15 protein-coding genes are annotated in these 20,556 nt (G+C 53.5%); 12 read left to right on the top strand and 3 right to left on the bottom strand.

Annotated features, from left to right (window positions below; all coding sequences use genetic code 11):
* Positions 1-63: 63 nt before the first annotated feature.
* Both CPA45_RS12270 and CPA45_RS12265 read left to right on the top strand, forming a co-directional pair.
* The gene (locus CPA45_RS12270; protein ID WP_096651836.1) at positions 64-621 is read left to right on the top strand and encodes a cytochrome b; all 558 of its coding nucleotides are present in this window, start codon (positions 64-66) and stop codon (positions 619-621) included.
* A gap of 71 nt (positions 622-692) precedes the next feature.
* Positions 693-1,415: a hypothetical protein gene (locus CPA45_RS12265; protein ID WP_096651835.1), complete on the top strand. Its 723-nt coding sequence runs from the start codon at positions 693-695 to the stop codon at positions 1,413-1,415.
* 127 nt (positions 1,416-1,542) lie between these two features.
* Here CPA45_RS12265 and CPA45_RS12260 read toward each other — a convergent pair whose 3' ends face one another.
* Positions 1,543-2,889 carry a glycerophosphodiester phosphodiesterase family protein gene (locus CPA45_RS12260; RefSeq protein ID WP_096651834.1) on the bottom strand — a complete coding sequence of 449 codons (1,347 nt, stop codon included), beginning with the start codon at positions 2,887-2,889 and terminating at the stop codon, positions 1,543-1,545.
* Positions 2,890-3,087: 198 nt separating this feature from the next.
* Between CPA45_RS12260 and CPA45_RS12255 the strand changes: the two genes are divergently transcribed.
* Positions 3,088-3,354, top strand: a complete 267-nt coding sequence (locus CPA45_RS12255; protein WP_096651833.1) for a type B 50S ribosomal protein L31 — start codon at positions 3,088-3,090, stop codon at positions 3,352-3,354.
* A 14-nt stretch (positions 3,355-3,368) separates the two neighbouring features.
* Positions 3,369-3,512, top strand: a complete 144-nt coding sequence (ykgO, locus tag CPA45_RS12250; protein WP_078086519.1) for a type B 50S ribosomal protein L36 — start codon at positions 3,369-3,371, stop codon at positions 3,510-3,512.
* A 197-nt stretch (positions 3,513-3,709) separates the two neighbouring features.
* On the opposite strand, the gene CPA45_RS12245 is transcribed toward ykgO, so the two are convergent.
* Positions 3,710-4,477, bottom strand: a complete 768-nt coding sequence (locus CPA45_RS12245; RefSeq protein WP_096651832.1) for an ATP-binding cassette domain-containing protein — start codon at positions 4,475-4,477, stop codon at positions 3,710-3,712.
* A 119-nt stretch (positions 4,478-4,596) separates the two neighbouring features.
* Entirely contained in the window at positions 4,597-5,391 is a 795-nt protein-coding gene (locus tag CPA45_RS12240) for an inositol monophosphatase family protein (RefSeq protein WP_096651831.1), read from the bottom strand.
* A 312-nt stretch (positions 5,392-5,703) separates the two neighbouring features.
* On the opposite strand from CPA45_RS12240, the gene CPA45_RS12235 reads away from it, so the two are divergent.
* The 8 genes from CPA45_RS12235 to CPA45_RS12200 form a co-directional block, all read left to right on the top strand.
* A complete protein-coding gene (locus CPA45_RS12235; protein ID WP_096651830.1) occupies positions 5,704-6,228 on the top strand; it encodes an RNA polymerase factor sigma-70 in 525 nt (174 codons plus the stop codon).
* A gap of 135 nt (positions 6,229-6,363) precedes the next feature.
* On the top strand, positions 6,364-6,570 hold the full coding sequence (locus CPA45_RS12230; RefSeq protein WP_096651829.1) for a FecR/PupR family sigma factor regulator: 207 nt from the start codon (positions 6,364-6,366) through the stop codon (positions 6,568-6,570).
* Between the two features lie 363 nt (positions 6,571-6,933).
* Complete coding sequence (locus tag CPA45_RS12225; RefSeq protein WP_096651941.1) at positions 6,934-7,179, top strand: MbtH family protein; 246 nt, start codon at positions 6,934-6,936, stop codon at positions 7,177-7,179.
* Positions 7,169-7,909, top strand: coding sequence for a thioesterase II family protein (locus CPA45_RS12220; protein ID WP_096651828.1), 741 nt, complete (start codon positions 7,169-7,171; stop codon positions 7,907-7,909). Before CPA45_RS12225 ends, CPA45_RS12220 begins: the two co-directional genes overlap by 11 nt.
* Positions 7,887-8,597: a 4'-phosphopantetheinyl transferase family protein gene (locus tag CPA45_RS12215; protein WP_096651827.1), complete on the top strand. Its 711-nt coding sequence runs from the start codon at positions 7,887-7,889 to the stop codon at positions 8,595-8,597. The genes CPA45_RS12220 and CPA45_RS12215 overlap by 23 nt, the downstream gene beginning before the upstream one ends.
* A 153-nt stretch (positions 8,598-8,750) precedes the next feature.
* Positions 8,751-13,403, top strand: a complete 4,653-nt coding sequence (locus tag CPA45_RS12210) for a condensation domain-containing protein (protein WP_096651826.1) — start codon at positions 8,751-8,753, stop codon at positions 13,401-13,403.
* Positions 13,404-13,428: 25 nt separating this feature from the next.
* Positions 13,429-16,632, top strand: a complete 3,204-nt coding sequence (locus CPA45_RS12205) for a non-ribosomal peptide synthetase (protein ID WP_096651825.1) — start codon at positions 13,429-13,431, stop codon at positions 16,630-16,632.
* Between the two features lie 58 nt (positions 16,633-16,690).
* On the top strand, positions 16,691-20,556 hold a 3,866-nt coding region (locus CPA45_RS12200; protein ID WP_165771549.1), incomplete at its 3' end, for a non-ribosomal peptide synthetase.

The following is a 20,556-nucleotide window of genomic DNA, read 5'->3' as shown; positions in this document are numbered from 1 at the left end:
TGAACTACGCTAAACTTTTGTGGTGCACGATTAGCCCATGTGATTAGCCGCTAGGAGTATCTCATGCATGAGTTGGATCACTATATCTACCCGCACAGGGTGCTGCATTGGCTGGTAGCCGGTGTCGTGCTGCTCTCATTGGCAAGCGGTCTATCACTGGGTTTTTTAGGTTATGAGCGAGCAGTAAGCTTATTGGGCAATGCGCTTACCAACGTAATCTATACCAGCCATAAAACCCTAGGTGTGGCTCTTTTGCTGTTAATGACGTTACGGATTATTACCCGTTTAGCATTTGTCATCCCCGATCATGACCCGCCGCTTAATGCGTTTGAGCGTATTGTTAGCACCAGCGTGCACCACTTGCTCTACTTGGCATTGATTGTCATGCCGATAATAGGCTGGACAGCAACTGCTAGCGGCGGCTTTCCTGTGGAATTTTTCCATTGGCATTTACCGGGGCTTATTGGCAGGCATGAAGAGCTTTCAGAACAGTTATTTATGTGGCACGGGCGGCTTGGTTGGATCATTTTAGGGTTGGTAGTGCTACACGTGTCAGGAGCACTCTTTCACTGGAAGATTAAGCGCGATAACGTGATGAAGCGAATGAGCTTATTTGATTAAGTACAGTTTTGATTAAGTACAGTTTTGATTAAGTACTGTCGGCATCGTAGGAGACAGGGAGCGTATTCTTTATGGGGCTGCAAATTGCCTTTGTTATGGGTCTCGCGGCTATCCATCTGTTCGCAGGTAAGCTACAGCGCCTAAGTGCGCTCCCACGCAGTGCTTGGCTTTCGTTTGCGGGTGGCGTATCGGTTGGTTATGTCTTTATCCATATTTTTCCTGCGCTTAATGATGCTCATCAAACAATAGAAGAGCATGGTCCGCTAGTTGTGCTGGAACACAATGCTTATATTGTTGCCTTAATTGGATTAAGTGTTTTCTATGGCTTAGAGCAAGTGGCTAAGCAGCATACACGCCGTGATCGTGTACAAATGCAGGTATCACCACAGAAAGAGAAAGGCGTTTTTTGGATCCATATAGGATCCTTTTCGCTTTATAACGCGCTGATTGGCTACCTTTTGGTATACCGAGACAACCAATTCCCGGAAATTGTGTTCTTCTTTTTGGCCATGGGGTTCCATTTCTTAGTCAATGATCATGGGTTAGCTCAGCACCATAAGCATAATTACTTGGCGAAAGGGCGATGGGTGTTAGCTGCGGCAGTCGTCTCAGGCTGGTTAGTGGGCAATACTTATGAAGTGACAGAAGCGGTTATCAGTTTACTTTATGCCTTTGTGGCGGGTGGTCTTGTCTTGAATGTGTTGAAAGAAGAGTTGCCAGAAGACCGCCATAGCCGTTTTTGGCCATTTGCCAGCGGCGCGGCAATATGTGCGGCGTTATTGGTCTTCTCTTAGCTTTTCATCTGGTGCTTTTGTCTTCATGTTGGTGGAACTTGGCGACTTAAGGCTAACGAGCCAGAATATCGTAGTGCCAAGCCCCACGGCGTTGATTTATCAACAGGCTGGTCGTATTGATTTCGACCTAGGGCGCGCCCCGCTGTGCACAGTTGTCGTAAAAGGCCACCGTTGCAGGCCAGTCACTGAATACGCCGATGACGCCAACATCATTCACTAAAGCATCCAAGGTGATCAATTTATCCCCTTCACGCTGAATAACATCTTCAGTCGTGCTGTGATACCACTGGCCGCCATCTGCTAAAGGCCCTGACCGCTCGAGTGTCCAAGTGATCATGGTTAGGCCTGCTTCACGAGCACGCTGAGCATAGAGAGAAGGCTGCAAGCGCTTTGCGTGTTCATCGCTGCCGAACTCTGGGTTCGCTTCCAGTAGCATCCAAGTTGGTGGTGCGAGAATTTTAACGCCACTTTCTACTAGGGACTGCATGCTTGGCTGCCACGTATCGGGGTTAGTGTGATCAAACGAGTCATCGCTGTATCGGCCATCCAGGTAAACTGCTTGTTTGCCAAACTCTGGTTCATGCTCAATCCAGTACAGCACGTCATCCAGGTTGAATGACTGTGGAAACACATCACTGGGGCGGATGCCAGCCGCTTTATACTCATCTATCATTTTTTGTGCGTACGCTTGCTGCGTGAACCCGTTTTCTGAATGGCCTGTAAATGGCATATCGACTTCGGGTTCTTTTAGCTCGGGAGTCATCTGTACTCCCAGTTGCTGAAACAGCGCAATGCTGTCCGCATGGCTCATCAATGTGCCGCGGGTAGCGTAAAGCTCCGTACGCCACTCTGGCGTGCCTGCAAGGTACTCTTCAAGGGTGGTTGCATCAGTATTCACTCCCTCCATCGTGCCTTGGAGGCTGCGAAACTCGGCTAACGTAATATCACTTGTACAGCAGCGAATATCTGCCGCATTCATTAGCTCTCCGCTGTTTTCATCTAAAGCGGGAGGCACGCTGCATTTTTCAGCTAGCTCGGTTTCGACGATATTAGTGGTGTAGTGCAGATCGCACTGGGAGTGACGGCAGACAAGCTCCTCATCGGCGGTAAAGGCGACATCGCACTCGATAATGCCTGCACCGCCTTGGGCTCCAGCAATGTAAGACTCTAAGGTATGTTCAGGAAACTGTAGCGGCGCACCGCGGTGGCCAATAGTGAGCGGAGAGTGTTGCCACTGGGTGTGCTCGGCGGCACAGGTTAGTAAAGAAGATTTTAGCGCCCGCTCGTGATCGTTGTCCGTACTCATATCGTTAACTAAAAACAGCGGCCGAGGCCCTAGTGTTACCTGCTTTGCAGCGCTAACCAAGGCATCATCCCAAAGCGGTGAGTCACTCGATGTTTGGGCATTAGCTACGCTTACCGATAGTAAGCTTCCCGTCATAATTACGGGTAATAGAAAAGCTGAGGATGTCATCTACATTGTTCTCTAGGCAGCCTGATAAGTCATTTGAGTGTAGACGGGTTTTCAGTCGTTCCCAGCAGCATTGCCAGGAAATGGCCTGGGAGTTGTATAGGCAATGAAATCTTTCAGAAGGTGGCAATGTGCCACTTTACTTGTTAATGAGAATCATATCTAATTGTTATGTTATCTCATAACTCGGGGTCGTATATTATGAAAAAAGGTATTCATCCAGCCTATGACTATGTGGTTTTTCGCGATACCACTTGCGGGGCTATGTTCAGGATTCGTTCTACCTGTACGTCTTCGAAGACGGTCGTATGGGAAGATGGCAAGACTTATCCAGTCATTGACCTGGATGTTTCCAGCGCCTCACACCCGTTCTATACCGGCGAACAGCGAAGGGTTTCTGCAGAAGGAAGAGTGGCCCGCTTTCAGCAGCGTTTTGGCAAGATTTCACGCCAAACCTCTGAGTCTTAGTCGGGAGAGATGCCATGCAAGTACTTAGCTCACTCAAGTCCGCCAAAAACCGTCATCAGGATTGTCAGGTCGTTAAACGTCGGGGTCGTTTATATGTGATTTGCAAAACCAACCCTCGTTTTAAGGCGCGCCAGGGGGGCAAAAGAAAGAGTAAATAAGTTAATTCGCGCTAATGCTGGTAGTGGCTAATGTTTATCGTGACCAGTTTTATGGTGACTAGTGTTAATAGTTAATAGTGACTTACGGCTAGCATTAGCGCGTTATTTTCTTTTAAAGTTTATAGACTTTTAAATTTTATAGAGCAATGGCTTAGTCGCAACGACCTGGCTATTGGGACTGGGTTATTGGGACCTGGCTATTGGGCCACGGCGATGTTGTGTGCTCCATTTGGGTGCTTCATCACCTGCATGGGGAGTCCGTAAATGGCCTCTAAGGTGCTTTCGCGCATCATATGGTCTGGTGTGCCGTGGGCTAACAATCGGCCACTATGTAGCGCCATCAACTCATCACAATAACGCGACGCCATATTGATATCGTGTAGCACGATGATGACCCCAAGGTTCAACTCATCGCATAGCTTGCGGATTAGCGCCAATACTTCCATCTGGTGGGCGATATCCAGCGCTGCCAGTGGTTCATCCAGCAGTAAAAAGCGGCTGCCTTGTGCCAACAGCATAGCGAGCCATACCCGCTGGCGTTCACCGCCGGAAAGCGTATCAACCAAGCGGTCGGCAAAGGCCTCGGTATGGGTCAGGGTAATAGCGCGATCAATGGCGTCTTTATCTTTTTGAGTATGACGCCCCAGCAGGCCATGCCAAGGGTAGCGGCCGAAAGCTACTAGCTCACGTCCGGTTAAGTTTTCGGCACTAGGCAAATGCTGCGGTAAGTAAGCCACTTGGCGAGCGAACTCACGGTTGCCCCAGTCGCTCAGCGGGCGATGGTCAAAGTGAATTTCACCTTGGCTAGTGGGTTGCTGCTGCGCCATCAGTTTTATCAAGGTCGATTTTCCTGACCCATTGTGACCAATCAAGCCGTAGATCTTACCTTCTTGAAAGGTATGCTCAATGGGCTGCAAAAGGGGCTTGCCATTAATTGCAAAGGTAGCGCCTCTGACCTCGAACATGAATAACTCCTAGCGTTGGCTTAACAGTAATAGCTCCATTCTAGTGCTAATGGTTCTCATTTTTAACTAAAAAATGAAAAGATTTACGCCGTTAGACACGGTGCGCAGTGCGAATATCATCAAGAGCGTAAACATACCAGCAGTTGGCCATGCCGTTCAGGGTGTGCCGCAAGCAAGCTATCCCATTGGGCTGGGTTTTCCTGGCCAGAGAGGTCGGTTACGGTGCAGCCAGCTTCACGAGCAATCACAATGCCAGCGGCGATATCCCAAAAGTCGAGTGCAGCGCCCTGGGACCAAAAGGCATCAAAGCGGCCCAGGCTGGTATAGGCGATCTCAAGGGCCGCAGAGCCTGGGCTGCGGATACCAGCCACTTGGGGCATTAGCGCAGCGAGTTGGCTAATTGCCGTCGTGCAGTCTCCTTTGGCATGGTAGGGCAGGCAGGTGCTCACCAGCATCTCGGTCAATGGGCGTGGTTCCGGTGTGGCGAGTGGTGTGTCGTTGAGGAAGGCGCCAGAGCCACGGCTTGCCCAAAGCATTTCATCAAGTAATGGTTGATAAACAACACCGATGACCAGCTCATCACCTTTAGTCACCGCAATGGATACCGAGAAGTGCGGCACCCCATGCAGAAAGTTACTGGTACCATCGAGGGGGTCAATGATGACGGTATACTCGCTATCGGTGGGCGTCAGGCCGCTCTCTTCGCCAAGGAAAGCAATATCCGGAAAAGCGCTGCTGATGCAGTCGATAATGATGTTCTCGGCTGTCGTATCGTAGTAGCTAACAAAGTCAGATGCCCCCTTTTGCTCAAAAGCAATCCGTCCCTTTTGCGTATACCCCTCGCGCAACAACGTGCCAGCCTCATAGGCTGCTTGCTTGATTGTTTCGAGTAAGTCGTTGCTGCTAGCAAACATTGATTGTCTCCAGATGTAGAACTAGAACGGCTGAGCTTTCGTAGCACTGGGTGCATGGTCATTCTCAACCCATTTAGATAACTGTAACTCCCACTTAATGACACGAAAATGACATTGATGAGTGCAGTTTGCGATGATAATTAACGAGTGCTTAATGCGAAGAAGATTCGCACCCCACACCGTTGTTTTATCAACAGGCATAACATTATAAAAAACGCATTAGGTGTAGATGGTTGACTTTATCACTCTCTAACGCAAATAATAATTATTGCTATTTGATTTGTGGCACTCGTTAAGGCAGGAGGCCTAGCCGTGGATAGCCAGACGTGGAACGCTGAGTTAGAAGATATCTTTGTTAATCAGCGGCAAAGGCTCTGTTGTGTCGCTGCAAGAGTATTGGGAAGCGCCGATCAAGCCGATGATGTTGTGCAGGATGCCTACTTAAAAATTTCAGAAACACAGACCCTTTTTGTCATTAAGCAGCCTATCGCTTACGCATCACGAGTGGTGCGTAACCTCGCTATTGATCGCTGTCGGCGTTCAGCGTTTGAATCAACCCTCTTTGCGCAAGAAGAGGAAGGCGTTAACGCTGCTTTAAATACGCACTCACCAGAGACAATCGCGATTGATCGCCAAGCGCTGGGGTGCGTTGTGGAAGCATTGGATGAGCTACCTGAGCGCACACGGTATGCCTTTGAGCTATATCGCTCAGGGGGGCACACTCAGCGTGAAGTGGCGCAACAGTTAGGCATTTCGACCACATTGGTTAACTTTATGATTCGCGATGCACTGACTCATTGCCGCCAGTCGCTACAAAGTCAGACGTTGCCAGATTAGTAAGCCTACGTTCCATCCCCTCTTTGTGGCTGCTTTGTTACACTGTCAAAGAACAACGATAGCGTTGAAAACCCTGGACGCTTCCCTAGTCAGTTGGCCGATGGCAGGCAGCAGTAGCGAGGATTGACAGTAACGATGAATAACGACAGCGGCGATGATGCCGTTTGGCAAACTGCGCTTGACTGGCTGATGCGCGAGCATGAGAAGACGTTGAGTGATGCTGATCGTGAAGTCTTCCAAGCGTGGTTGGCGGATTCCCCTCAGCATCGCCGAGTGTTCCATGAAGCAGAACAGCTGTGGCTACTGACAGGATTAATCCCTCGCAGCGATGAGCGTAGCTAGGCGACTGCCAAATCTAATGCTGATCGACTGCAAATTCCTGTCTTCCGGCCAATTTCTTTCGAACCGGCTGGCACGAAATCTATGCCCAGTAGCGGTCGATTGAATCCGGCTGTCTTTTGGTGCGTGCCTGGCAAGTTCCTGCTTTTGCTTCTTCTGATTCAGAGTTCCCTTTCCTGATTCTCCTCCTTTGGCGGTGTAGCGGCACTTACGTGTAAAACATATAGAGCCGTTTAGACCCGGTCATATTTTTTTCTACTTTCTTCTCCCTCCTCATTAAATTTTTAGTCATCTCACTCGTCGTTAAGTAATGAGAAGCAATTGCGTTTTATTTCTCATTTCTTTGTCAACGATGAGGTTAGTTCCATGACAAGCTGTTTTGATCGTGAAGATGCTGTTTTCCGCGTGTTAGTTAACCACGAAGAGCAGTACTCCCTCTGGCCTGAGTGGAAAGCAATTCCTGCTGGCTGGACGGATACCGGTGTGCTTGGCGATAAGCCAACCTGCCTAGAGTACGTCGAAAAAACCTGGACCGACATGCGGCCGCTCTCTCTGCGTCAGTGGATGGACGAGCAGCAGGCTGCTGAAGCGGAGCCTGCGGATGCAGGCTAAGCGGCTAAAGCTGCTCTGCCTGCCCTGCGCTGGGGCCAGTGCCACCATGTATCTACGCTGGAAGCGCCAGTTGCCAGCGTGGATTGAGGTGTGCCCCGTTGAGTTGCCGGGGCGGGGTGAGCGCTTGGGTGAGCCGCTCGTCGACAACTTCGAAACTCAGATCGTAAAGCTGTGCGAAGAGCAGGCAACGCGGATGCGCGGTGACTTTGCCCTGTTTGGTCACAGCATGGGGGCGCTGCTGGCTTATGGCATCGCTGCTCGCTTGCGCGATGTGGGGCGCCCTCAGCCACGGATGCTATTCGCTTCAGGTAGTGCAGCGCCCTCAATGCGTGATTCAGAGCGCTTGGCGGGCCTTGATAACGATAAGGCCCTGATTGCGGATCTTCGCCAACAGGGCGGCACGCCAGAGGAAGTATTCGAAAGCCCAGAGCTGATGCGTCTCACGCTTGATGTTCTGGCGGCGGACTATCGCCTCTGCCGTAGTTTCCGTTATCGCAGTAGTGCGCCATTCGACTATCCCGTCAAAGTGTTAGCGGGCCTTGCTGATGATATTGAGAAAGTGCGCCTGGAAGCATGGCAGCGCGTAGCGGGCGAGGCGTTTTCTTTGAACTGGTTCGAGGGAGGGCACTTCTTTATTCGCCAGCAGGAAGGGCAAGTAGTGGCAGCCATCGAACAGGCACTGACCCTGCGCCTAGAGGAGGTGCTTTATGCAGCGCCTGCGGTTAGCTGAAACGCTACCCGTGGGGCTCACGGTCTGGCAGTTGCCTCTTGATCTGGAGGCCCCTATTGCAGATGAGGACTATCGGTTGCTGAGTCAAACAGAGCGGCAGCGTGCGTGCCGGTTTCGTCATCACGCCGATGTAGTGCGTGCCGTGACGACTCGTGCTGCTCTGCGGCGGCTGCTATCAGCACAAACCGGTATGGCGCCAGAAAAGCTGGTGTTCAGCGAGAACGCCTATGGCAAACCTCTTCTGAAGAGCGCTAATGGACTGGCGTTCAATGTCTCCCATGCAGGGGGATATGCCCTTATTGCGCTGGCAACTTGTGGGCAGGTGGGGGTCGATATTGAACGCCGTCGGCCCGAGGCTGAGCTTGCATCACTGAGCGACCTGATTCTATCGCCGAGTGAGCGACGCTATCACGATAGCGGCCGGTCTGCCTTGCCCTTTATTGAGCGCTGGGTGGTTAAAGAGGCAGTGCTCAAGGCACTGGGACTGGGCATAGCTGACCATCTGCAAGCACTCTCGATTGCCTCCTTTTTAGGGCAGCCAGACACCTATTACCTTGATCATTCGCTTCCCGTTTCATTGCCTCTGCAAGCATGGCCGCTGCCAGCGCCATATGGCTATGCGGCAGCCCTGGGGTATGTCGATACCGAGCCGAGAGGGTGTCACTGCACCCGTCTTTCTGGAGGTTAAGTATGTACACATCAGTGAGGCATATCAGGACAGAGTTTAAATCATCTAAGGGACTGGAGCTGCCAAGCTTGAGTATTCCTCGACGCTGCCACAGCAGCAACGCTCTGTACTGACTCTTTATTCTCAGGATTCGAACTTTTAGCAGGTACGCACATGGATACAAGGCACACCCAGACAATGAACAGCCATCCGTCCCATAACGATGCTCTTAGAAACGACGCTTTTAAAAGCTATGTCGAGCATTTAAGTCGCTTAGCCCGTGAAAGGCCCAGCGACAGGGCGCTGATTGTGGTGAACGCTCAAGGTGAAACTATCCTTGATTACTCCACCCTAGAGTGGCGTTCACGTGCTTTGGCCAGCGAGCTACAGCAGCGGTTCGCGGTTGGTGAGCGTGCTTTGATCCTGCTGGATAACGATGAGCACTATGTAGTGGCATTTTTCGCTTGCCTGTACGCTGGGGTAATTGCTGTACCGGTCTTCCCACCGGAGTCGGCCAAACAGCAGCACTTGGCACGCTTATTGGCCATTGCAGCCGACTCCCAGGCCGTTTGTGTGCTTACCTCTACGACGATTATCGATGTGGTCGCATCGGCAAGTGAAGGCTTCGGTAGTGCGGAATTGATCCCCGTGGATGCCGTAGATGAGAGCCGCGCTGAACACTGGGTCGAGCATTTCCCTAAGCGTGGTGATATCGCCTTTTTGCAATACACCTCCGGTTCCACGGCCACGCCCAAAGGCGTTATGGTCAGCCATGGCAATCTGATGGCTAACGAGCGCGCTATCGAGACAGGCTTCTCGATTGGTGCTGACGATGTCTTCGTTAGTTGGCTGCCGCTTTACCACGATATGGGGCTGATCGGCGGCCTACTCCAGCCCATCTATCGTGGCATTCCTGCGGTATTGATGAGCCCGACCTTCTTTTTGCAGCGGCCGGTACGCTGGCTGGAAGCGATCTCCCGCTACGGAGGTACCATCAGTGGTGGCCCCGATTTCGCCTACCGGCTGTGCCTTGAGCGTATTCGCGACGAACAGATTGAGACACTCGATTTATCCAGCTGGCGGGTAGCGTTCTCAGGCGCTGAACCCGTGCGCTACGATACCCTTACAGCCTTTATTGAGCGCTTCCTGCCAGCGGGGTTCGCCGCTGACACCGCCGCTCCCTGCTATGGCTTAGCTGAAGCCACACTGCTGGTTAGCTGTAATCCTCGTGGTACGGGGGTACTTGGCACTGCTTTTTCGCAACAATTGCTGGCTCAGGGGCAGGCGTCCTCAACAGCCGAAGGCAATACCCTGGTGGGCTGTGGCACGCCGCAACCCGATCACACTATCGATATTGTCGATCCCGAAGGGCTTCACTCGCTGCCCGAAGGCGACGTTGGCGAGATCTGGGTCAATGGGCCCAGCGTGGCGCATGGGTATTGGCATAACCCTGAAGCAACCGCCAAAACCTTTGTTACCCGTGATGGCGTTAGCTGGCAACGTACCGGTGCCCACGATAGCGATGCTCACGATGCCAATGCACTGGGCCACGACGCCCAAGACGATCGCTGGCTACGCACCGGCGATTTAGGCTTTTTACACCAAGGGCAGCTGTATATCGCCGGGCGTATTAAAGACTTGATCATTCTGCGCGGCCATAACGTCTACCCCCAGGATGTCGAGTGTGCTATCGAGGCTGAGGTAGAAGCGGTCCGTAAGGGGCGCATTGCAGCCTTTGCAGTGACCACCCCCGAAGGTGCTGAAGGGATCGGCGTTGCGGCAGAAGTCTCTCGCGGCATACAGAAGCTAGTGCCCGCCGAGAAGTTGGTCGAAGCGCTGAGTGAGGCGGTAGGGTCCGCTTGCCATGAACCACTTTCTGTTGTGCTACTACTCAACCCCGGTGGCCTCCCCAAAACCTCCAGCGGCAAGCTACAGCGCAGCGCCTGCCGTCAAGGCTGGGAGACGGGGAGTCTGGATGCCTACGCCGTTCACGCCTTTGGGCATTTTGTCAGCGGTGGTGACGGTAACACCAGTGGTGGAAAGGCATCGCAATCTATCGCGGAATTCGGGAGCAAAACGGAGCAGACGTTAGCGAAGCTCTGGTGCCAAGTGCTGGGGGATGACGAGACTCTGTCGCAAAGTAAGTCACTAGGAAGAGATGCCCACTTCTTTGCCAGCGGTGGTAATTCTCTGGCGGCGGTGCAGTTGGCTTCACGCATTAGCGACCATTGGGCGATTGATTTCCCAACCAGATCGGTCATGGAAAAGCCGCGCTTTTGTGACGTGGTTGATGAGGTAGAGCGCCGGTTGGCGACTCCTTTGGCCTCCCATCAGGGAGGTGTCCAGAATCCACTGATACCGATTTCTCGCCATTCGGAACTACCTTTAGCACCTGTCCAGCGTCGGCTCTGGTTGGTTGATCGCTTAGCAAGTCAGGCGGGCGACCTTGAGCGTGCCGCTTATAACCTTCCTGCGCTATTTTCCCTGAAAGGGGAATTGAATATAGAGGTTCTGGAAAGAACTGTTAATGCCATCGTTGCGCGGCATGAAGCATTACGTACCCACTACCCTGAAAGCGAGAGCGGTGATCCCATCGCGGTTGTAGAGGATCAGCGAAACATCGAACTTCCTGTTTTGGACTGCAGCGATCTTGCAGAGCAGGAGCAACAGCGATATCTGCAAGATACTTTCACCGAGTATGCGAACACACCGTTAGATCTTGCCACTGGGCCTCTAATTAAGGCGGGGTTACTGCGTTTTGGTGCACAAGAGCACGCCCTGATCCTGGTGATTCACCACATCGTCTTCGACGGCTGGTCCACGAGCGTATTCATCCGGGAATTTGCCACTCTGTACGGGGGATTGCTGGAAGGGGAGGAGTCTGGGTTACCCGAACTTGGTATTCAGTACGTGGACTATGCTGCTTGGCATGAGAAAGCACTGTCGGGAGAGGCCTTTGAGCAAAGCGCAACCTTCTGGCGCCGTTATCTAAACAGTGCCCCACCGCTCTCAACTCTACCGGCGGATTTCGCTAGGCCTAGTCAAGTATCGCATGCCGGTAGTGCCCTGAGCATGAAACTGAGTCCAGACCTATCACAAGCGTTGAACAAGCTTGCCGCACAGCGTGGCACCACGCTATTTACGCTGCTGTTGGCGAGTTTTCAGCTGTTGATGCATCGCCAGACCCGGCAGCATGACTTAGTGGTGGGAACCGATGTCGCTGGCCGTAGCCATCCCAGTGTTGAGCCGTTGATAGGATTTTTTGTCAATGTAATCCCGCTGCGGTCTCGTTTGACTGATGGACAGATTGATTTCGGCCACTGGCTTGAGCAAGTACAGACCAGCGTGCTGGATGCGTTCGATCATCAAAATGTTCCCTTCGACAGAATTGTCGAGCTTTCGGGGATTGGCCGTGAGCGCGATCGCTCCCCCCTAATACAAACCCTCTTCGTACTACAAAACACGCCAACCGAGCGGTTCTCACTACCGGGTCTTGAGGTGGAGGTAATGCCTCAGCCCAGGCAGGAGTCGAAGTTCGATATGGCGGTATTCGTTGATGAGAGTGATACCGGACTATCAGTCGAGTGGGTCTACGCCACTACCTTGTACCGACGCGAAACCATTGAGCACTTAACCGGTGCCTGGCAGTCGCTACTAGCGCAGATCGTGGAAGCTCCCAACATGCCCGTCGAGGAGTTTCGCTTACCCCTAATGGAGAAACACGCTATGCAAAACAAGCTTTCAAAAGGTTCCAAACTCAACAAGCTTGGCAGCCTGAAATCCCAGCCAGGTGCGCGCCCCTCGACCAACAGTGATTCACCGATACGAACGGCATTGCTCGACGAAAAAAGAGTCTTTCCTCTCGTGATCGAAGCGACGGACGCTGACCTTGATGCGGTTGCATGGGCAACCTCCCAGCGTGATTTTATCGAGCAACACTTACGCACGCACGCAGGCATTCTGTTCCGTAACTTTGGTCTGACCACTCCGCAAGAGTTTGAAGCTTTTGCTGAGGCTATCCAGCCGGGCCTTTACGGCAATTATGGTGACCTGCCCAAGAAAGAAGGGGGGCGCAATACCTATCGTTCAACTCCCTACCCTGAGCGCCAGATGATTCTTTATCACAATGAGAGTTCGCATTTGGAGCGTTGGCCGCGCAAGCAGCTGTTCTTCTGCGAGTTCCCCTCTCCTGTTGGAGGCGCCACCCCGATCGTTGATTGCCGCGAGATGTTACGCCAACTGCCCGCCGACGTGGTGGAGGAGTTCGAGCGCAAAGAGCTGCTTTATGTGCGCACCTTCACCCGCAATCTGGACGTGAGCTGGCGAGACTTTTTCAAAACCGATAGCAGGGAGGAGGTTGAAGCGCGGCTCAAAGAGGGGGGAATCGAGTGGCAGTGGTTGGGCGATGATGAGCTGCAGACACGCACGCGCTGCCCTGCAGTGGTGACGCATCCAGTGACCGGTGATCGAGTGTTCTTCAATCAGGTGCAGCTCCACCACGTCAGCTGCCTTGAGCCTGATGTGAAAGAAGACCTGCTTGGGATGGTTGGCCAGGAGCGCCTGCCACGCAATGTCTATTTCGGTGATGGATCCGTGATTAGCGACGAGATGATGAAGGTTGTCGGCGATGCCTACGAAGCCTGCGCGGTGCGCTTCGACTGGCGCCGGGGCGATGTGGTGATGGTCGACAACATGTTAGCGGCCCATGCCCGGGATCCCTACGAGGGGCCACGCAAGATTGTGGTGGCGATGGGAGACATCTATGAGCGTTCGGCGCTGGAAGAGGCCCAAGGGGCAAGTGCCGATGCCGAGTTGGTCGGCCAATAAAGTTACGGGTATTGGGAGTCGATAAATGAATGCGATAACGGAACAGCAGAGCCTTGCCCATTGGCCGCTTAGCCCTGAACAGCGCGCAGTGTTGATGGCGGCGGAAGCTAATGAAAATGATACCCAGCAGGCAGCATCGGCGCAGGCTACTGTCATGGTGGTCGATATCCAAGGTGCTCTTGATAGCTCGCGGTTGGAGCGTGCACTGAGCGACCTTAGGCTACAGCATGAAGCCCTATCAACGGCTTTGAAGAGCGTGGCCGGGTACCGCGGGCTGCGTCACCAAGCGCTTGAAAACCTTCCTGCTATCGAGTGGCGGCATGAGGACTTACGTGGCAGCGATGACAAGGAAGCGCTGCTCAACGACGATCTTAACAACTGGCTTAATAACTATAGCGAGTCACTCAAGCACCGGCCCATGGCCATTGAGAGTGGTGAGCTGCTGCGTCCAGCGCTGCTGCGTACTGGTGAAACAACCTGGGTATTAGTACTGGCTGTTTCGGCGTTAGTGGCGGATCGTAGCAGCCTGCAGTCGCTGTTCTCGGCGTTGGCGGATGCTTACGATCAGAGCGGAGGCGCCGATGATGAGTCTGCGCTGCAGTATTCCCAGTTCATCGAGTGGCGCGCTTCGCTCGAAAACGACGATGACGCCGAAGAGGGCCGTGAGTACTGGCAAGGGCACCAGCAGCATGCCGAGCAGGCAGGAGCATGCCGTTTACCTGCCAGGCAAGCGAACCGCCATGACGTGCGAGCAGAACATGAGTATGTGGCCTGGGAACTAGAACCAGACTTGGTAGCGCGTATCGATAGCCTGGCAGACGAGCTTCAAGTATCCGCAGAGGTAGTGCTGCAGGCGGCTTGGTGGGCGTTACTCGCCAGAATTAGTAGTAATGAGAGTGTAATAGGTGGTTGGCAACACGACTGTCGCCAGGATTACGAGGTGATGCAAGGGGCGATCGGGCTCTTCGACAAGGTGCTGCCGGTGCTGGTTGAAGGTGTCGCTGATAGTGACTTCTCTAGCTGGATTACCCGTTTAGCAGAGCAGCTAGAGGCGCATACCCAGGCTCAAGAGTATTGGTCGATTGATGCGCTGCCCGATAAGCGCCACCTCGCAGCGGGATTCGGATTTTCAGAGGGAGTGGATGAATTAAATACGACCGGTTTGCAGTGGCGCTTGCGAAAATTGCCTGGGCCATCGGCAGAATTTGAACTTGCCTTGCACATTGGTCGCATTGAGAGCGGCGTGGTGGCGACGCTCTATACCGACCCATCATGCTATAGCCGAGCAGCGGCCGAGTGTCTGCTGGGTCAGTACCAGACGCTGCTACAGGCGGGCCTGGCTGACCCCGCGCAAAAGCTATTTTCGGTGCCGCTGATTTCCCTAGAGCAACAGCAGGGATTACTGTCGAGTGAGGGGAGTGTGCTCGACGTGGGCGAGCGTAGCGTAGCTGCCCATATCGCCGCTTGGGCTGCTTCGACGCCGGATGCCATTGCCATTGAGGAGCAGGGCCGCACGCTGAGCTACGCCCAATTAGAAACCCGCATTTATGGTATCGCGCAGTGGCTGGATAACCAGGGCGTCAAACATGGGGATTATGTTGCGCTCAACCTGTCCCGCTCCACCGATTTGGTCGTGCTGCTACTGGCAGTATGGCGTGCAGGTGCCGCCTACCTGCCGCTCGACACGGAGTGGCCCGTAGAGCGTAAGCGGCGAGTGCTTGAGGATGCCCAGCCCGCTCTAGTGGTGAGCGCTGAAAACGACGAGGCGGAACTCACAGCACTGGCCCTGCCTGGTATCCGCAGTGTAGGGCTGCCAATAGGCATCGAAGAGTCGGCTAGTGGCGCATTGTCGTTTCCAGAACCTGGCCTCAACGACGTGGCCTATATCCTCTATACCTCTGGCTCCACAGGCACGCCCAAAGGCGTGGTGATTGAGTATGGTCAACTGCTCAACTACGTCGCCGGTGCCACAAAGGCCATGGGGCTATCGGTATGCCAGCGCTGGGCACTGACCGGGTCGCTAGCCACCGACCTGGGTAATACAGCGCTGTTCGGTGCATTGTTCAATGGTGCCCGCCTGGTGATCGCCGCACCTGACGATATGCAGGATGGCGACCACTTTGCGCGCTTTATGTCGGTGGCCGATATCGATGCGCTCAAGATAGTGCCGTCTCATCTGGAGGCCCTGCTGGAGTGCGAAGTTCCCCGGTTGCCTAAAACGCTGGTTCTAGGCGGCGAGGCAGCTTCACCTGCCTTACTTTCGAGCATTGCGCGGATTTCGCCTGAGAGCCAACTATACAACCACTATGGCCCTACAGAAGCTACGGTGGGCGTTATGGTGCACCCGGTATCGCTGTCGCAGGATATTGCAGGCCCGTTGCCGCTAACCCAGCTGCTACCGAACTGCCGCTATCGAGTACTTGACGATAACTTGCACGCGACCCCCACTGGTGCCGTAGGTGAGCTGTATCTGGGCGGCGCCCAACTGGCGCGCGGCTATCTCAATAGCGATGCTTCCTCGTTTGTCGAAGATCCCTTTATTCCCGGTGAACGGCTCTATCGCACTGGCGATCTGGCGTGTGTACTACCCGAGGGTGGCGTACGCCTTATTGGGCGAGCTGACGACCAGATCAAGCTACGCGGCTTTCGTGTTGAACCTGCGGAAATCGAAAGCATGTTGCAAGCACAGCCAGGGGTTAAACAGAGCCTGGTTCGCCTGATGGGGAGGGGCAGTGATACCCAGGAGCTCGTAGCGTTCCTGATCGCTGACGCCGAGGTAACGTCCATTGAAGGCCAGGCCCAGCTTCGCAAGCAGCTGACGGCCCTGCTACCCGAGCCCATGCGCCCTTCTCATTTTATCCCTGTTGAGCATTTCCCCCGCCTAGGTAACGGCAAGGTAGACACCTCCGCGCTAGAAGCCTTGGCCCAAAAAACCGCGGAAAGAAAAACCCTGGTGAAGCCCCGGGATGCCGTGGAAGCCAACCTGTGTCAAGCCATGGCTGATCTGCTTGGTCGTGATGAGATCGGCATTGATGACGATTTCTTCGAGCTGGGTGGGCACTCCTTGCTGGTGATCAAGCTGGTGGCACGCATTCGTAAGCAGTTCGGGGTCGAGATAGCCCCCGGTGTGGTGTTCGATCATCCCACCGTTGCTGAGTTGGGTGCTGCTCTACGCGAGAGTGTCGCTGAAGTCAGCACGAGCGCGCTAGCCGCGTTTGATACCAATTGAGATGCCAAGTTTACCTGGCAAAAATATTTGTAATGTGGTTAAGGACGAGGATTTAGCGATGAAGGAAGTGGCTCATCCACAAGATGTGGCAGCACCTGGTAATGGCAGGGAAGGGCAAGATGGAGTGTCTGAAGCCGTTCGTGAAGATGTTGTGTTGCCGTTGTCATACTCCCAGCAGCAGCTTTGGTTCCTGCATCGTTATTCGCCGGATCTTACCGCCTACAACCAGCCGCGTGCTTATCAGCTTACCGGAAACGTGGATGCAGGGGCGCTAGAGCGCGCCTTTCAAGCACTGATTCAACGCCATAGCGTATTGAGAACCCGATTCTTCGAGCGCAACGGTGTACCACACCAGTCTGTGCTCCCCAGCGTCCCTTTTTCTATTCGTAGAGAAGATCTCTCTGAGCTGGCTGCACCGGAGCAGGGCGAAAGGCTGGAGCGTTCTATCCAGAATGTCGCGCAGCATGTCTTCGATTTAGGCGCGCCACCATTGCTGGTAGCCCGTTTGATCAAGCTGGAGGAAAAGAGTTACGTATTAGTTGTTTGTCTTCACCACATTATCTCGGATGCTTGGTCTAACCGCATCATCGAATCCGACCTGAGTGAAGCCTATCGCCAGGCATTGAGCCAAGACAGAAATGCAAAGCTTCCAAGCTTGCCCGTGCAATATGGCGACTATGTACTACAGCAACAAAAGAGAGTGGCAACGGGAGATATTAATAAGGAACTTAAGTATTGGAATGAGCATCTTGGGGATGATGTCCCGCCGTTAGAAATCACCACTGATCATGTCTATCCCAAACAGCAAGAATTTCGGGGTGCCACAAAGCGTTTCGTGTTGGATAGCAGCCTCGCCAGTTCCCTAAAAGCCTTTTGTCACCAAGAGCGCTTTACTCCTTTCGTGCCACTCTTCGCCGCCTGGCAAGTAGTCCTGGCCCGCTATTGTGGGCAGCATGATTTCGCTATTGGCGTACCGTCGTCAGGGCGCCAGCAGGAGGAGTTTCAGGAGGTCGTTGGCTTCTTCATCACGACACTGCCTTTTCGAGTACGAGTGAATCCTGCTATGACGCTGCGTGACGTATGTCGGCAGGTTAAAAAGGATGCAGTGGGCTCGCTTAACTATGCTGATATGCCGTTGGAAGTCTTGCTCGAACAACGGAAAGTAAAGCGGGATCCCGTTCGACAACCGTTGTTTCAGGTCATATTTGGCCTTCAGTTCAGATCTGATACCGAACAGCTTCAGTTAGATGATGTGTCTATCGAACTGATCGATATTTCGCAGACGAGTGCAAAGTTTGAGTTATCTCTGGATATTTTCATCGAGCAGGAGCAAGTGGTTGGCGCTCTAGAGTTCAATTCCGATCTATTCGATGAAAAAACCATCCACCGATTGATTGGTTATTACCAGGAAGTACTAGGAGTCTTATTAGAGAAGCCAGAAACACAACTCTGCTCCATAGAGCTCCCTGACAATGCCGAAAAAGCACTGTTACGCGATTGGGGAAGCCGCGAAGCAACCGATAGTCCGGTCGAACCCATCCATCACGTGATAGAGCGCCAAGCTGCGGCAACCCCAGAGGCTACGGCACTAGTATTCGAAGATCAGTCGCTCAACTACACCGAACTCAATACCCGCGCCAACCAGTTGGCCCACTACCTGATCGGCCTAGGCGTAAAGCCTGAGACGCGGGTGGGTATCGCTGTTGAGCGCTCTATTGAGATGGTGGTGGGGCTGTTGGGTATTCTCAAAGCGGGTGGCGCCTATGTGCCGCTAGATCCAGATTATCCGAGTGATCGGTTGGCCTATATGGTCGAGGACAGTGGCATCGAGCTGCTGCTTACCCAACAGCACCTGCGCGACATCTTGCCGGCTGTGGGGAGCCTGAATGCCATTGAAATGGATCAGTTGGATGTGACGCATCATGCGTCGACCAATCCAAACGTGGCGCTGCACGGCGAAAATCTTGCTTATGTGATCTACACCTCGGGCTCCACAGGGCAACCTAAAGGGGCGCAGCTATGTCACGCCAATGTGACGCGATTGCTTGATACCACGGAGCCTTGGTTCAATTTCGACGGGCAGGATGCCTGGACGATGTTCCACTCTTACGCCTTCGACTTCTCAGTGTGGGAGGTGTTTGGGGCTCTGTGTACAGGCGGTAAACTTGTCTTGGTGCCCTATTGGGTAAGTCGTTCGCCGGAGGACTTCCTCGCATTACTCTGCCAACAACGCATCACGGTGCTAAACCAGACCCCTTCAGCTTTCCGGCAGTTGATGGCCACCCCTGATCTCTATAATACGGAAGGCCTAGCTTTGCGTGTAGTGATCTTCGGTGGTGAAGCATTAGAGCCGGAAAGCCTGCGTCCTTGGATTGAGCATTTCGGTGATGATCATCCCCGTCTGATTAACATGTATGGCATTACTGAAACCACGGTGCACGTCACCTACCGGCGTGTGACAGTTGATGATCTGACAGGTCAGCGTAGTCCCATTGGGATTGCCCTTCCAGATCTCGGCGCATATGTATTGGATAGCCAGCTTAATAGAGTCCCCATAGGAGTTCCTGGAGAACTTTACGTGTCGGGGGCAGGTCTTGCACGCGGCTATCTGCACCGCCCTGGCCTTACCGCAGAACGTTTTATCGCTGATCCGTTTGTACAGGGCGAACGCCTCTACCGCACCGGCGATCTGGTGCGTTGGCATGAAGACGGTCAACTTGAGTACTGGGGGCGTACCGACCATCAGGTGAAAATACGCGGCTTCCGTATCGAGCTGGGGGAGATCGAAGCGCAACTGCTATCTCAGCCGGAAGTGCGTGAGACGGTGGTGATTGCCCAGGAAGGCCCTAATGGTTCCAGGCTAGTGGCCTATGTAGTTCCCCAGGCCGACATTGAACTCAACGCCAGCTCACTACGTGAGGCGCTGGGTCAAAAGCTACCGGATTATATGGTGCCGGGCGTCGTAGTCACCCTCGATGCACTGCCGTTGAATGCCAATGGAAAGATAGATCGCAAGGCATTTCCTGAACCTGCTTTAGCCAGCGGCTCGCAGTACGAACCACCTCAAGGCGAAATAGAAGAAGCACTGGCAGAGATCTGGTCAGAGATACTTGGCGTCGAACGGGTGGGCCGACACGATAATTTCTTTGAGCTGGGTGGCCATTCACTGCTGGCTCTGAAAGTACTTGAGAAAATGCGGCATCGCGGTCTGACAGCGCAGGTGCGTACCCTGTTCCAATACCCGGAACTGACAGCCTTTGCTCAGGCTATAGCCCAGAAGCCATTGCGGGATGAAATTATCATCCCGCCAAATCAAGTCCCTCTCGATTGCCAGGCTCTCCAGTCTGAGATGTTGACGCTAATCGAGCTTAATGCCGAAGAGATCCACGCGATCGAAGCGGCAGTGCCCGGCGGTGCTAGCAATATTCAGGACATCTATCCTCTGGCACCGTTGCAGGAGGGCATCCTCTTCCATCACCGTCTGCAGCAGGAAGGAGATGCCTATGTAACTCAACATTTACTCGGTTTTGATTGCCAGGAGCGGTTGGAAGCATTTATTGCCTGCTTCAACAAACTGATTGACCGTCATGACATTCTGCGTACTGCAGTGCTTTGGGACGGACTCCACGAACCGGTTCAGGTGGTTTACCGATATGCCGAACTAGCCCTCGAATGGCTAGACTTGGACGGAAATGGTTCTCACTGCGTCGCTGAACGGCTGCATGCTGAGGTGGACCCTGAACACCATCGTATCGATGTGCGTCGAGCCCCCATGCTACGGGCAGTTGCTGCATATGATGCCGAGCAAAATCGCTGGCTGCTGCAGCTACCTAGCCACCACTTAGTCATGGATCACACCACCCTTGAGCTACTAGTGGAAGAAATTGCCCTGATCCAGCAAGGCCGTGCAGATGAGTTACCCAA

Origin of the sequence: Vreelandella nigrificans, assembly GCF_002374315.1 — a bacterium.
GTDB classification, from domain to species: Bacteria; Pseudomonadota; Gammaproteobacteria; order Pseudomonadales; family Halomonadaceae; genus Vreelandella; species Vreelandella nigrificans.
The sequence above is the reverse complement of the archived record's forward strand: the minus strand, read 5'-3'. Positions and strand labels throughout refer to the sequence as shown.

Coding starts and splice junctions, on each gene's coding strand:
- CPA45_RS12270 (WP_096651836.1), top strand. CDS start 64: ATGCATGAGTTGGATCACTATATCTACCCGCACAGGGTGCTGCATTGG.
- CPA45_RS12265 (WP_096651835.1), top strand. CDS start 693: ATGGGGCTGCAAATTGCCTTTGTTATGGGTCTCGCGGCTATCCATCTG.
- CPA45_RS12260 (WP_096651834.1), bottom strand. CDS start 2,889: ATGACATCCTCAGCTTTTCTATTACCCGTAATTATGACGGGAAGCTTA.
- CPA45_RS12255 (WP_096651833.1), top strand. CDS start 3,088: ATGAAAAAAGGTATTCATCCAGCCTATGACTATGTGGTTTTTCGCGAT.
- ykgO (WP_078086519.1), top strand. CDS start 3,369: ATGCAAGTACTTAGCTCACTCAAGTCCGCCAAAAACCGTCATCAGGAT.
- CPA45_RS12245 (WP_096651832.1), bottom strand. CDS start 4,477: ATGTTCGAGGTCAGAGGCGCTACCTTTGCAATTAATGGCAAGCCCCTT.
- CPA45_RS12240 (WP_096651831.1), bottom strand. CDS start 5,391: ATGTTTGCTAGCAGCAACGACTTACTCGAAACAATCAAGCAAGCAGCC.
- CPA45_RS12230 (WP_096651829.1), top strand. CDS start 6,364: ATGAATAACGACAGCGGCGATGATGCCGTTTGGCAAACTGCGCTTGAC.
- CPA45_RS12225 (WP_096651941.1), top strand. CDS start 6,934: ATGACAAGCTGTTTTGATCGTGAAGATGCTGTTTTCCGCGTGTTAGTT.
- CPA45_RS12220 (WP_096651828.1), top strand. CDS start 7,169: ATGCAGGCTAAGCGGCTAAAGCTGCTCTGCCTGCCCTGCGCTGGGGCC.
- CPA45_RS12215 (WP_096651827.1), top strand. CDS start 7,887: ATGCAGCGCCTGCGGTTAGCTGAAACGCTACCCGTGGGGCTCACGGTC.
- CPA45_RS12210 (WP_096651826.1), top strand. CDS start 8,751: ATGGATACAAGGCACACCCAGACAATGAACAGCCATCCGTCCCATAAC.
- CPA45_RS12205 (WP_096651825.1), top strand. CDS start 13,429: ATGAATGCGATAACGGAACAGCAGAGCCTTGCCCATTGGCCGCTTAGC.